The sequence below is a fragment of the Mesorhizobium sp. M1182 genome (assembly GCF_040318335.1).
Classification (GTDB): Bacteria; Pseudomonadota; Alphaproteobacteria; order Rhizobiales; family Rhizobiaceae; genus Mesorhizobium.
Genome location: NZ_JAMYMD010000022.1, coordinates 23,520 through 36,415, shown reverse-complemented (window position 1 = coordinate 36,415; position 12,896 = coordinate 23,520). Strand labels below are relative to the sequence as shown.

Annotated in this window: 8 protein-coding genes; 6 read left to right on the top strand and 2 right to left on the bottom strand. The window is 61.9% G+C overall.

Going from position 1 to position 12,896, the window contains the following annotated elements; all coding sequences use genetic code 11:
• Nucleotides 1-199 precede the first annotated feature (199 nt).
• On the top strand, nucleotides 200-679 hold the full coding sequence (locus tag NKH33_RS22640; RefSeq protein ID WP_352541938.1) for a class I SAM-dependent methyltransferase: 480 nt from the start codon (nucleotides 200-202) through the stop codon (nucleotides 677-679).
• Nucleotides 680-716: 37 nt separating this feature from the next.
• Here the strand turns inward: NKH33_RS22640 and NKH33_RS22635 are convergent, their stop codons facing one another.
• Entirely contained in the window at nucleotides 717-2,132 is a 1,416-nt protein-coding gene (locus tag NKH33_RS22635; RefSeq protein ID WP_352921589.1) for an adenylate/guanylate cyclase domain-containing protein, read from the bottom strand.
• 203 nt (nucleotides 2,133-2,335) lie between these two features.
• Between NKH33_RS22635 and NKH33_RS22630 the strand changes: the two genes are divergently transcribed.
• From NKH33_RS22630 to NKH33_RS22605, 5 genes are all read left to right on the top strand, one after another.
• Complete coding sequence (locus tag NKH33_RS22630) at nucleotides 2,336-3,142, top strand: hypothetical protein (protein WP_352921587.1); 807 nt, start codon at nucleotides 2,336-2,338, stop codon at nucleotides 3,140-3,142.
• A 91-nt stretch (nucleotides 3,143-3,233) separates the two neighbouring features.
• Entirely contained in the window at nucleotides 3,234-3,758 is a 525-nt protein-coding gene (locus NKH33_RS22625) for a GNAT family N-acetyltransferase (RefSeq protein ID WP_352921585.1), read from the top strand.
• A 190-nt stretch (nucleotides 3,759-3,948) separates the two neighbouring features.
• On the top strand, nucleotides 3,949-5,334 hold the full coding sequence (locus NKH33_RS22620; RefSeq protein WP_352921584.1) for a hypothetical protein: 1,386 nt from the start codon (nucleotides 3,949-3,951) through the stop codon (nucleotides 5,332-5,334).
• 460 nt (nucleotides 5,335-5,794) lie between these two features.
• A complete protein-coding gene (locus NKH33_RS22610; RefSeq protein ID WP_352541943.1) occupies nucleotides 5,795-9,094 on the top strand; it encodes an adenylate/guanylate cyclase domain-containing protein in 3,300 nt (1,099 codons plus the stop codon).
• A gap of 19 nt (nucleotides 9,095-9,113) precedes the next feature.
• Nucleotides 9,114-9,794, top strand: coding sequence for a peroxiredoxin-like family protein (locus NKH33_RS22605; protein WP_352470916.1), 681 nt, complete (start codon nucleotides 9,114-9,116; stop codon nucleotides 9,792-9,794).
• Between the two features lie 85 nt (nucleotides 9,795-9,879).
• Here the strand turns inward: NKH33_RS22605 and NKH33_RS22600 are convergent, their stop codons facing one another.
• The gene (locus tag NKH33_RS22600) at nucleotides 9,880-12,852 is read right to left on the bottom strand and encodes a trifunctional glycosyltransferase/class I SAM-dependent methyltransferase/polysaccharide deacetylase (protein ID WP_352770068.1); all 2,973 of its coding nucleotides are present in this window, start codon (nucleotides 12,850-12,852) and stop codon (nucleotides 9,880-9,882) included.
• Nucleotides 12,853-12,896: the final 44 nt, after the last annotated feature.

Genomic DNA, 12,896 nt, shown 5'->3' with positions numbered 1-12,896 from the left:
TCCGCCGCGCGCTGCGCCGCCGATTCCACCCGGTATGATCCTTGTCGGCAGCCTGTTCGCTTGTTGCAGTGTTCATCGTTCGCCTCTACACGCGGCAAGACTCGATCGGGGTTTAGCTCGTCGGCTTGGGTTTCAGCCGCGAAACGCTCTGGTCGGGGGCAGTTGATTTCGTGAACTGGTTCTGGACATACAATCGCACATGAGTCGCCTTGACAGTTTCATCCGGAGGATGACCGCACAGCGCGACATACTCGATCATGTCTGCGCCGAGGTTGCGAAGATGGAGGGGCCCGTGCTCGAGCTCGGCCTCGGCAATGGCCGGACGTTCCACCATCTGCGCGAGCGCCTGCCCGGACGCCGGATCGTAGCGTTCGATCGCGCACTTGCCGCACACGCCAGCTCAATTCCCGAAGCTGAAAACCTCGTGCTCGGCGAAATACGCGAGACGGCGAGCAGGTTCATTGGCATCGACGCCGCTCTTGTTCATGCCGACATCGGCACCGGCTATGAAGATCGCGATGCAGTGACCTCTACCTGGCTTCCCGATCTGACCGCGCGCCTGCTTCGCGTCGGCGGCATCGCGGTCAGCGGCACGCCGCTCGATCACCCGCAGTTGCAACGCCTCTCGCCGCCACCTTCGATTGCCGCCGATCGTTATTTTATCTGTAGGCGCGTGTGAGGGGCCGGGACGAGCCAACTCTTCAGGGGCCAAGCCTTCAGGGGATCGTGTATACTGCTATCTCCCGGTCAATGCCGCGCAGCGAGACCTCGTGGGGCACGGGCGTCAGCGCGTTCCTATGTAAGAGATCGGCGGTGAGATTGTCGTCGACCACCGCTCGAGTGGCGAAGATCGCCTGTGCGTTGGCAAGGTTCTGCACCCGCGAAGCAATGTTGACCGTCTGGCCGAAATAGTCCTGTCGCTCATTCATCGACACGGCGATGCAGGGGCCGGCATGGACTCCGATCTTGAGCAGCAGATCCTCGCGGCCGCTCTTGTCGTTGAGCGTACGCATGGCATCGCGCATCCTGAGGGCTGCAGCAATCGCACGATCAGGCGTCGCGAAGGTCGCCATCACCGCATCACCGATCGTCTTCACCACCGCGCCTGCCTCCGCCGTGACGATCTCGTGCAGAACCTGGAAATGCTCGCGCACGAGATCGAAGGCTGAAAGGTCGCCCACCCGCTCGTAAAGCTCGGTCGATCCGCGCAGGTCGGTGAACAGGAACGTCAGGCTGGTGATCTTCAGGCGCTGGTTGATGTCGAGTGTATCCGTGCGATAGAGATCGCGGAACGTCTGGTTGGTGAGCAGGCGCTTGGCGGTCAGGAAGGGCCGGCGTTTTCCCAGGAAATCATGCAATGTCTGGCCGGCGATGAAGACTGTCGGCAGCACGCGGGTGTCGGTCCGGTTTTCCAGCGAAATGCGCAACGGGCCGGGTTGCATCTCCAGCGTCTGGTTCTGGACATGGTCGCGGTCGAAGGCCAAAGAGAGGCTCCGGCGCTCCTTTGTTGGTTCGCCCTTCCCGTCGATGAACTGCGCTGAATGGGTGACCGGCTCGAAGACGATGATGAATTCAGACGGAAGCTGTATGGTCAGAACCGCCTTTTCACCGGGCGCAAGCTCGATATCCTCCAGCGAGAACGCTTCCAGCTTTTTCACGAAATCCTCTTCCGGCAGATCGACGCCGGACGCCCAGTAGATCTGGCGGAAATATTCCGCCACCGGCAGTTCGTGTGGATTGTGTGCGGCAATCCTGCGCACGCGGGGACTGACGGTGAATGTCACCTCGACCATCTCGTCGAGAGTCGGTGAATAGCCCTCGGAGCACAGCGTGCAGGTGTATTCGTCCTTTTGCAGGGTTTTCAGCGTGGCGTTGGTGTCGAGCACGCCGCCGCAGCCGGGGCACAGAACATTCCAGGAAATGTCGAAGATGCCCACCCGCGCCGCATGGAGAAAGGCGCCTATTACGCGCTCCTCGTCGAGGCCATGCTTGCTGGCGAAGGCTGGCGCATTGATGCGGCAAAGTTCGCGGTCCTCGCCCTCCGCGATGGTTCGCTTGATCGCGTCGATCGCCCGCGGATCGACATCGGCCGATTGTCGCAGAAGTGAGAATAGATCCTGAGCTTCGTTCATCGTGCAGGCTCCGGAAAATGCACCTCGAGGCGTTTTGACCGGACCGATCTTTGTCCGAGTATTCCATCTTACTTCGAAACGGACCGTACGGCCATTCGAATGGACAAGCCTGGTGACCATTCAATTTCCATTCGGCGGATTTCAACCGGCCGCAAGCAGCACTATGATGGTCCATGGAGCATTCATCTTTGGGATTTTCTCCCATGCCGACATCAGACAATCCGCCATTTCCCGCGGTCCTGCGCCTTTTTTCTGCGGGGGTCATCGTCGTCCTGATCGTAGGCGCCGGCCTGTTTTTCATGCCTGCGCTGGTGAAATCGGGCTGGCCTTGGGCCGTCACGCCGTTCAATGCGCGCTTCCTCGGTGGCTTCTACACCGCCGAAATGGTCGTGATGGCGGCACTGCTGGTCTGGAATCGCTGGTCGCCCGGCAGGCTCGTGCTCGTCATGGCCTTCATCTTCACCGTCATCGTGTCGGTGGCTTCGTTCATCAATCTCGGCTATTTCAACTTCGAGCGCAAAGCGCCCTGGCTGTGGTTTTTGGTCTATCTTGCTTCGGCCGCGGTATCCGGGCTGTTCCTGTGGCGGGCCAGGGCCCGTCCTTCTGCAAAAGGCGTGACCTTAAATCCCGCATGGCGCGGCTACATGCCGGCGGAATCCGCGATCCTTGGGCTCTATGGCGTCGGCCTGTTGCTGTCCCCCCTGACATTCAGTGGCATCTGGCCATGGCCGATCGATGCCTTCCACGCTCAGGTCTACAGCGCCATCTTCCTCGCCGGTGCGGGCGGTATATATCTCGTCTGGAGAAGCGCGCCGCGCGAGGAACTGCTGGTGCTCGGGTTGGCGCAGTTTCTGGTTGGCCTGCTTGCCATCCTCGGCGTCGTCATCACCGACGCTGCGGTGCACCGGATCGACTGGACGGCGACCGGGACATTGTGCTGGCTCGCCCTTTTCGGCTGGATAGGCATCAGCGACGTGTTCAAACTCTACGCTGCCTCCCGGTATTTTTAGCCCGCAATCGGTATCATAGGTCAGAGACGGCTGGATTTTCAGGTGGCGTCCGGTGCATCGTACCGGGCCGATTGCCTTCGCCGGGAACGCCATGACCAGCACGACCTCGCCACCCGTCGAGAAAATCCAGCCGCTGCTGCGGTCCGTCCGGTCAAGCGATGCGGAGGCGCTTTGCGCTATCTTCAACATGCCGGGCTTCCGCTGGGGCACGCTCAGGATGCCTTTCGAGATGGTGGAGCAGGTGGCGCGGCGCATTGCCAAGTCCGGCCCGGAAACCACCTGGATCGTTGCCGAGCTGGACGGCAAGGTCGTCGGCCATGGCAGCCTGGTCGTGCAAGGTTCACCGCGCCGTTCGCACATCGGCGAGATCAATATCGGCCTTGACGATGCCTTTGTCGGCAAAGGTATCGGCTCTGCCATACTTGGCGCGCTGCTTGACGTGGCCGACAACTGGCGCGCCCTGAAGCGAGTCGAATTGACCGTCTATGCCGACAACGAAGCGGCCCTCCGTCTCTATAAGAGCCACGGCTTTGAGATCGAAGGCCGGCATGTGAAGGCCGGCTTTACCGACGGGCAGTACCACGACCTCCTGAGCATGGCCCGGCTGCGGTTCTAAGATCCGCTGTTTGCCTTAGCTGTTTGGCCAATCGAGTCAGCGAACAGGGGATTGCTCAAGGAGAACTGCGTAGGATGCGGTCATTTCGTCTCACACCACCTTGATCGAATTGACGATCTATGTGGGCCGGCCGCATCCAGCAAGTCTGGTCTCGCTTGGCGTTTACACCGCAAGCGGCTAGACGGGACCAATGACCGCCGTCTTTGATCCAACCCCTACCCCTCCGCGGGAAATTCTGGCTGTGCTGTCGCTGCTCTGCCCGGAGGTCGTGCGCGACATCGAGCAGAACTGGAATGCACCGGTTTCCGATTACGCCCGCCATCTGTGGCGGCCGGTGGCAAGGCCTGCATCGGGCCCGGCGATCGCCGCCCGCTCGATCCTGCGCGAAGTCCTGCATCAGCGCCTCGGTAGGATCATGCAGCCTGAGGAGATCGGCAAAGCCCTCGACGAGTTCGAGCACAGACCGGTGATTCAGTCCGGCCTGCACTGCCTGCTTCTGATGGACCGGATCACCTTCGATGCCCTTCTGCTTGCCTGGCTCGGCGCGGTCGAAAACGGGCTGTCGGCCTTCGTCGGCTTCATGGGAACGACGATGACCATGGAGACAGTTGGCCGGGAGGGGCCGGGATGGCTCGATGTCGGCGACGACAAGGTCAACCTGTTTGGCATGGGACGCCACAAACTGTGCCGCAAAAGCGCCTGCGTGGCCGGTCCCGTCTCCCTCAACAAGCGCGCGCTCGAAGCGGTGGGCGATGAAACGGATGGCAGCCGCTGGCTGGGCACACTGCTTGCCAGCCGGGACAAGGTGTTTGAAACCGCCGCCGATGCGCTGACTGAACTGAATGAGGATCTGGTCGCCAATTGGGATCGTGCCAGCATGGCCCTGCCGGTTTTCGTCGATGATCGGGTCGCCGCGGCTGCCATGGCGCGGCATCTAGAATATGACGGCAGCCTTCTTTCCAGGCTGCTGATTGAACCCGCAAGACGCCAGCGTCTCGAACATGCCTGGCAAGAGGCCGCATCGAGCCCGTTTGGCAGATTCCTGCCCAATGCCACGGACTATTTCTGGGGCATCCGCGAGGAGCGTGTGCGCAAGCTCGTTCTCGAGAACGGGCACCTGATCGAGCCCGACAGGCCGCAAGGTCTTTCCATCCCGTTCGAGCGGCCGTATCTCAGGCAGGCGCTGCTGGACGGCGTGCTGCTGCCGAACTTGTTCCTGACGTTCCTCGTCCTTGCCATATTGCCGCGCGTGCGGGTCGTGGGCGGCCTGAGACAGATTGGCTATGTAGCGCTTTTCCACTCGATCCTTCTGGCCGTGCTGGACGAAAACGTGCCGGAAGAGCGCGATCTGGCCGCGGAACTGCAGGTTCGGGAAAATGCCTGGGGCATGCGGGTCATCGATGAAAAGATCTCAGTCCGCGAGCAGCTTGCCGTCCTGCCGGAAGGAGCGCTCTTCCCGGACCTGCTCCGGCAATACCGATTGCGGACATTTGCCGAGACGACCGACGACCTGAAACTGGTTCGCGAAAACGCCAGATGGCGCAAGATCGGCCAGGCAGAGATCAAGCCGACCTGAGCCTAATTCGCAACCGCAAGCGACGGCGATCCATCGGGGAGCCTCTGGCGTCTGACCCCGCCGCACAGGCCTCACCTGTCATTGCACCACACCGCCCTTGCGGAGCCCATCCACCACGTGTTCGAAATCGACCGGTTCTTGTGGCAGACCAAGACTTTGTAGCGGTATCCAGCGAATAGTCGCGATTGACGCGAAGCACCTCCTGCCATGGCGCGCGGGCCTCGGCGAAGCGGCCCAGATAACCGTAGCTGGCGGCCAGAAACGCGCGCGAGACGTCGGTGACAGCGTTTGCGAGCCAGCCGTTGCATCAGAGGTCATGGGTAGCGGTCTGCCACCGGACCCACACGGATCGCCCGCTGCCGCTTGCCCGCCGACGGCTATCGGTGCATCCTTGTGAATAGCCTGGCCGTGAAGTGCGAGCGAGATCACGCCGTCACGGCCACTAGTGAGGTCTTGTTCGATGGACTGCTCGGGCTGCGGTTTCGAGATTGAGGGCGGTTACGCCTTCTGTCCGAGGTGTGGCAGGCGGCAGCCCGTGCCATGCGCCAGTTGCGGCTACACCTGCGCACCTGATTTCGAGTTCTGTCCGAAATGCGGGGCAAGCGTCGGTGCGCCCGCAAAAGCCGTCGAACGGCCTGCTCCGGCACCAAGCCGGACCATTGTGTCGCCTTCTCGAACTCCGTCGCTGCTTCCGAACATCGAAAGCGAAGAAGGGCTGCATCCCGTCTCTGACGCCGATCGCCGGACGGTAACGGTCCTGTTCGCCGACCTTTGCGGCTTTACGACACTCAGCGAGCAGCTCGACCCCGAGGTCATGCAAGCGCTGCAGAACAAACTGTTCAAGGAATTGACGGCGGCCGTGCGAAACTTTGGTGGGTTCGTCGACAAATTCATCGGCGATGCGCTGCTCGCTTTGTTCGGTGCGCCGGTCGCGCATGAGGACGATCCGGAACGCGCGCTTCGTGCCGCTCTCGACATGATCGCCCGGACGGCGCGGCTCGGCGAAAGCACCCCCCACTCCGGCTCGCCTCTGTTACTCCACATCGGCATAAACACTGGTCCGGTCGTTACTGGCGGATTGGGCATCGGCACCGCCAGATCCTATTCCGTGACCGGCGACACAGTGAATACGGCGCAACGCCTGCAATCGCTGGCCGCACCGGGTGAGGTGCTGGTAGGCGAGCTCACTCACAGGCTGACCCGGCATGCCTTCTCTTATGAGTCGCTGGGTGATGTCGTGTTTCGCGGCAAGGCTGGCAGCGTGCTCGTTCATCGACTGGACGCACCGCTAGCGGTGCCGCGTGCAGCGCGCGGGCTCGAGGCGCTCGGCCTCAGTGCGCCGCTAATAGGTCGTGGTGCGGAGCTCAATAGAATGATGGCGAGCCTTGACCAGGCGTGCGGCGGCTCGGCCCAACTTGTCCGCCTCGTCGGAGAAGCCGGCATCGGGAAATCGCGGCTGGTGAGTGAGTTCGTCGCCCGCGTCGGCGACGACGAGCGTTTTCGCAACGTCGCCGTGCGGCAGGCCACGTGCTCACCGCTGGGTGAACAATCTTTTGGCGCCTTGGGCGCAGTGGTGCGCAGCGCTGCCGGGATGATGCAAAACGACAATGGGGACGAAATGCGGGGGAAGCTCGCAGGCTTGCTTGCCGATCTCGGCCTGCAGGGCGAGGAGGCGAAGCGGCTGATGCCTTTGCTCTACCATGTGCTTGGCCTTGGCGACCCCGATGCCACCTTGCAGCATGTCGAGCCCGAGCAGCTGCGGCGGCAAATTCTCTACGCAGTCCGCACAATCATCGAACGGCGGCTTGCGTTGTCGCCGCTATTGATTGTCGTCGAAGACCTGCACTGGGCCGACGCCGTGTCGCTCGAGGCACTACGTTTCGTGATGGACAGGTTGGAACGCACGCGGTTGATGTTGCTGGTCACGCATCGTCCGGCGCCGGACAACGACCAGCTCGACTCAAGTCGGGTCAGTCACACAGCGCTCAGGCTTCCGCCACTCAACAATGATGACGGACGCAGCCTGCTGGCAGCGCTTTTCGGCGAGAGCTGGGTAAGCTCCGCGGGAGGGCTTCTCGACCAGATCCTCGAGCGCGCGGGCGGCAACCCCCTTTTTGTAGAGGAAATCGTTCGCGGCCTTATCGATCGCGGTGTACTGGTGCGAGAGGGCCAGCGATGGCGGACTGTGGCAGGCGAAGTCGCAACCGGCATCCCCGCCACTATCCAGGCAATGTTGCTTGCCCGCGTCGACCGGCTGCCCCAAGAGGTGCGCCGGTTGGCCCAGGAGGCCGCGGTAATCGGCCCGCGCTTCGATGCCACACTTCTGAAAACCGTGACAGCCGACCCCGGCCGGCTCGAAGCCGGCTGCGAACTGCTTTGCGATGCGGAAATCATCGAGGAAGTTGCCGGATCAGGCTCGGTCTCGTCTCAAAGCTACCGCTTTACGCAAACATTGCTGCAGGACGTGATCTACCAGAATCTGCTCCTGCAACGCCGGACCGAAATCCACGGGCGGATCGGTGCTGCCTTGGAGCAACTGTGCGGCGACGAGCCGGAACGGCTCGAGGATTTGACCGTGCTGGGTCATCATTTTGCACAGAGCGCCGAGCGGGAGAAGGGCGCGCATTACCTGCAGGCGGCAGGCGATCGCGCTCGCATGATATATGCCAACGACGACGCCCTTCGTTTCTACGAGCGAGCACTGACTGCGTTGGGCGCGATCGGGCAAACACCGCTCAAACTGGCAATTGCAGAGCGCATTGCCGATTTGAGCGGCCCGGCAGGCCGCCGTGAGATCGCGCACCACCACTACGAGACGGTGTTGCAGGCATACCGCGAGTCAGCCAATCGCGTCGCCTCGGCGCGAGTTTTGCGTAAGATCGGTCGGCTACTCTGGGATGTCGGCAAGCGGGACAAGGCAGAACCCCGCTATGCCGAGGCGGCAGCGCTCCTCGATGGAGCGGATGCCCCGATCGAGCAGGCGCATCTGTGGCAAGAACGTGGCCGACAGGCGTTCCGTAGCGGAGATCACGCTCTCGCGGCAAAATGGGCAGACGCGGCGCTGGATTGCGTAGGCACACTGACAACGGAGCATGTCTCCGAGGTAAGGTGTGATGCCACTCTTGTGACCGCCGAGGCACTCAATACCAAGGCTGTCGCGCTGGCTCGCCTTGGGCGAAACCGTGAGGCCGTGCGTCAGGTTGAGCGTAGCATTGAATTGGCCGAAGCCGCCGGTCTGCTGGGCGCGGCCTGCCGCGGCTACACCAATCTCGGCGTGCTTTACACGACCATCGATCCCGCAAAGGCAATGGAGGTCTGTCGGCGCGGTCTTGAAGTGGCGCGCCGTATTGGTGATTTGGGTTTCCAGGCGCGCCTCCTCGCCAATCTGGCGGTCGCTTGTTGTACTTTCACGGATCGCTGTCCAACGGAGGGCGTACCCGCTGCCGAGAAGGCCATTGAGATCGACCGTGCGCTCGACCAGCGCGAGCACCTGCCGGTGCCTTTGATCGTGCTTGGGCAAATCCACCAGTGCAACGGCCGCCCGGACCTGGCGGTTGGGTTGTTCCACGAAGCACTGGACGTAGCTCGCGAAACGGGCGAACCCCAACTGCTGTTTCCGTGTTATGATGGTCTCGCAACGCTTAATCTCGATCTCGACAATCTGGCCGAGGCCGAACGCTACTTTTCCCTGGCGCAGGGTATATGCGCCCAGCACGGGCTCGACCCGGAAGCGCTTGTGGTGCTGCCTTTTCTCGACTAGCCGGGGTTGGAGGTTGGAAATGTCCGCGCGTAGTGACTTGGTGCCGCTTCAACCGGGCGACCGTGCGCCAAACGTGGTACTCGACGCCATTACCCAGGAAGGCAAGATCGCGCTTGACGATTTTCGCGGCCAAAAACCGGTGCTGGTCGGCCTGTTTCGAGGTCTGCATTGCGCGTTTTGCCGGCGCCATATCGCCGCCCAGGCGCGGCTTGATCCGGAGCTGCGCGAAAGGGGCGTGGAGAGCCTGACGGTGGTCAACACGCCGATCGAACGGGCGCGTCTCTATTTCCGCTACCATCCGATGCCGAATCTGCTTGCGGCCTCCGATCCTGAACGCGCTTCACATCGTGCTTTTGGACTGCCCAATCTCGAATTCACCCAAAACGAGACGAACTGGCCGTACAAGGTCTCGATGGCAGCGGCAAAGGATATGCGGGTCGACATACCAGGCGAGTTGCCCGGTCCTATGGATCCTCTTGCGGCCAGTGAAATGCTCAACAAGAGGGACCATTACGAGCTGACCGAAGCCGACGAGCAGATGCTAGCAACGGGACACGGACAATTGGTCGGTCAGTTCCTGCTGGACCGGCAGGGGATCGTCCGCTGGAGCTTCACGGAGGTTCCAGAGGGTGGGCGATACATGTTTGGGGCGCCAAGCCCGCAGGAGCTGATGTCAGCCGTATCGCAAGTCGCCCAATAGACTTGCGAACGAGGTAAGCGGGCGGGACACGGAATAAAAAGCGGAACCAATTTGTTACGAATCTAGACACTGACAAGTTCACGGTTCATGCGAGCACGGCCTCGACAACGGCAACAAAGTCATCGAGCGAACGATCCCCACGAATCTCGATGCGCGGAAGGTCGATGGGATCGCAATCGAGGTCCGCCGGTCCGTGTCTGCCGCCGAAGCCGATTCGATAGCCGCACTCCTTGGCCAGCCTGCCAAGCCGTCGGTCGGTGACAGAGAAGGGTGCCGCGAACGCCGCGGTTGGCCGACCGGTCCACCGTTCGATGAACATACGAGAGCGCAGGAGCTCGGCGGCCAAGTCAGAGCTCGACAGACCATCGATCGCGCGATGCGTCGCCAGATGGCTTCCGAAGAACGCACCTTCGCCGGCGAGGCGTCGCACCGTCCCGGCGTCCATAAGCTGCGTCGGCGGGCCGCTGTAGGCGTCCCACTGTGCACTTTCACCCACCAAGTCCGTCACCAGGAACACTTCCGCGGTCAGGTCGTTCGCGCGCAAGGCCGGCCAGGCATGGTCGGCAAAGTTCTGGAAGCCGTCATCGAAGGTGATGAGCACTGGGCGGCCAACGAAAGGCTGACGGTTGGCGATGAACCATTCCAGCTGCTCGGAGCTAATCGCGTGAAAGCCATTGGCGCGCAGCCATGTCATTTGGCTGGCGAATGCGGCGGGCGCGAGCCGAAAACGGGCGAGCGCGGCCGGACCTTCATCGGAGACACTGTGATACATGAGGACAGGGATACGCTGCCGCCGCTCGCTATGTGCGACGTCGCGGCGCAAGGCCCGCGCCCCGCCCCAGACGATATTTCGCGCGACTCCGATTTCGATGGGGGCGCGGATTGGCACATGATCTATCGTCGGTTCCGTCGCCACGTCGCCTGGTGACAGGCGGCGGAAGCGGTCTATGCGGTAGAGCTCGGTCTGGATCGATTGCTCGAGAACGAGGCCGTGGGTCGCTGCCAGCGTCTCTGAGATCGCTTGTGCACCGAATGTGTTCCAGTCGAAGCCCGTCCTTTCAACATTGTCTCGTAGCACGAATGCGTGTGCGCTGATGAAACTGCCACCAGGCGCCAACGCCTCAACAAGTTTTTTGGCGATGCGCCGCAACTCGGTGAGATCGTCCAGGTAGTAGAGCACTTCCGAACAGACGATCAGATCCATCTCGCCCGGCAGCGTGTCCGCAGAAAAATCCAGTACGCCGAACTCAACGTTCGGCTGATCACTGCATCGCGCGCCCGCCCGCCCGACGGCTACGGCGGAGATGTCAGTTGCGGTCAAATGGCCCACGCGCGGCGCCAGCTGCCGCGTGAAGTGGCCCTCCGCGCAGGCCAGCTCAAGCGCCCGTCCGATGGGACCGGCAGGCAGAATTTCGAGCTGCCGCTCATATTTTTCCTGCTCATAGGGCGAACCGTAGTTCCAGGGATCCTCGATCGCAAAATGGCGATTCCAGAAAGATGTGCGGTCATTGTCGCGCCCATCCGCGGCCCGTGCACGGCGCGGCGCTGCAAAAGGCTCTTTAGTTTCGGCGCTCGACCGAACCAGCGCCTGCGCTTCCGCGGCCAATCCCGCAAGTTTGCCGAAATGGCTGTCCTGATCAGACCGGCGTCCCGCCATGGACAACAATGCCTCGGCTGCAGACATGTTTGACTTGTCGGCACCGGCGCCCTTTTGCGGTGCATCTACAGGCGATCGCCTCGCAAGTCGCGCGGCACTGTGCATAGGCCGCTCAGAGGGCAGGAAATTCAGGATCAATTCAATCCAATGACGCCTCGTCACTCTCCCGAGTACGCCGAACTGCACGAGAGCCTCGATCTGGCCATCCATCATCAGATGGGCATAGATTTGATCGATTCCTTTCGGTACTTCGATCGAGGCCGGATTTCGCACGTCGACACGAATTCCAAGTGTCCGCGCCAGCCTGCGCGGCGCGGCAAGATCGTCGACATCGAGCAGCATTTGCTCAAAGTGATACTGCACGCGGCGAGCCGCGTCCGGATTATTCCAGACCTTGCCGAGTTCGAGGATCAACTCGGTGAGGGAAGCGCCGAACCTGTCCCACCTGGCAGCCAATTGCGCTGGCACCGACAGGCTTCCTACCATAAGGCCATCGACGGCCACCTTGGCGATCTCACGCGCCCACTTACGTCCTGCTGGGAGCGCGCGCAGGGACTGCGGGTTGATCGAGCGCGAGCCGCAGCCGCAATCCGATGCGGCGTTCCACAACGCGAACCACGCGAGTGCTTCTGAAGCGGTGTGGCCGTTCGCGTCGGTCGCTCCATTGGCGTGAGCCGATGCCGGGTGTTTGACCCTGGGATCGGCGGAAAAGCCGCGAGCGATCACGACTTCGCCATCTGCCAGCATCTGCGCCGAATTGCGGCTGAGCGCGTTGGGGCTGGCCCGATAGAAAGCGAGCGGCTCGTCGACCATCACCCAATTTTTGCCTAGACGTGCGAGGCGCTGCCACAGATCCCAGTCCTCGCAGGTGCGCAGCGACACGTCGAAACCGCCCAACTCGACAATTATCTCCCGATCGACCAGCAGCGCGTGAGTGCGGACGGCACACCGGCGGGCGAACGTTTCGAAGGGTTGAATCGCAACCTCCGTTGCGATGCTCGACGCCGTGAGTTCGCCATCGGGCATCACGCGTCGGGAACCGCAATAGGCAGCCACTGCATCGGGAGCGGATTTCAGTGCGGCCAGCATTTTGGCAAGGAAGCTGGCATCCACCCAATCGTCCGCATCCAGAAACATGAGCCAGTGGCCGCGCGCCTTCGAAATCCCGCTATTGCGCGCGCCGGCGGGGCTATGCGCGCAAGAGCTCAACATCCGAAATCGGGCATCGTGCTCTACATAACCGGCGATGATCGCAGGGGTGCGGTCCGTGGAGGCGTCGTCGACGATGATCGCCTCCCAATCCATTATTTCCTGATCAAGAAGGCAATCGAGTGAGCGCGCCAGCGTTACCTCCGCGTTGTGCGCAGGAACCACGATTGAAACCAAGGGATCATGCGCCACGCCGTCTTACCCGCGCCTGGTTCGAGGTAGAACAAGATGTGTTG

What these genes read in the sequence shown, in the direction of transcription:
- NKH33_RS22640 (WP_352541938.1), top strand. Translation starts at nt 200, where the DNA reads ATGAGTCGCCTTGACAGTTTCATCCGGAGGATGACCGCACAGCGCGAC.
- NKH33_RS22635 (WP_352921589.1), bottom strand. Translation starts at nt 2,132, where the DNA reads ATGAACGAAGCTCAGGATCTATTCTCACTTCTGCGACAATCGGCCGAT.
- NKH33_RS22630 (WP_352921587.1), top strand. Translation starts at nt 2,336, where the DNA reads ATGCCGACATCAGACAATCCGCCATTTCCCGCGGTCCTGCGCCTTTTT.
- NKH33_RS22625 (WP_352921585.1), top strand. Translation starts at nt 3,234, where the DNA reads ATGACCAGCACGACCTCGCCACCCGTCGAGAAAATCCAGCCGCTGCTG.
- NKH33_RS22620 (WP_352921584.1), top strand. Translation starts at nt 3,949, where the DNA reads ATGACCGCCGTCTTTGATCCAACCCCTACCCCTCCGCGGGAAATTCTG.
- NKH33_RS22610 (WP_352541943.1), top strand. Translation starts at nt 5,795, where the DNA reads ATGGACTGCTCGGGCTGCGGTTTCGAGATTGAGGGCGGTTACGCCTTC.
- NKH33_RS22605 (WP_352470916.1), top strand. Translation starts at nt 9,114, where the DNA reads ATGTCCGCGCGTAGTGACTTGGTGCCGCTTCAACCGGGCGACCGTGCG.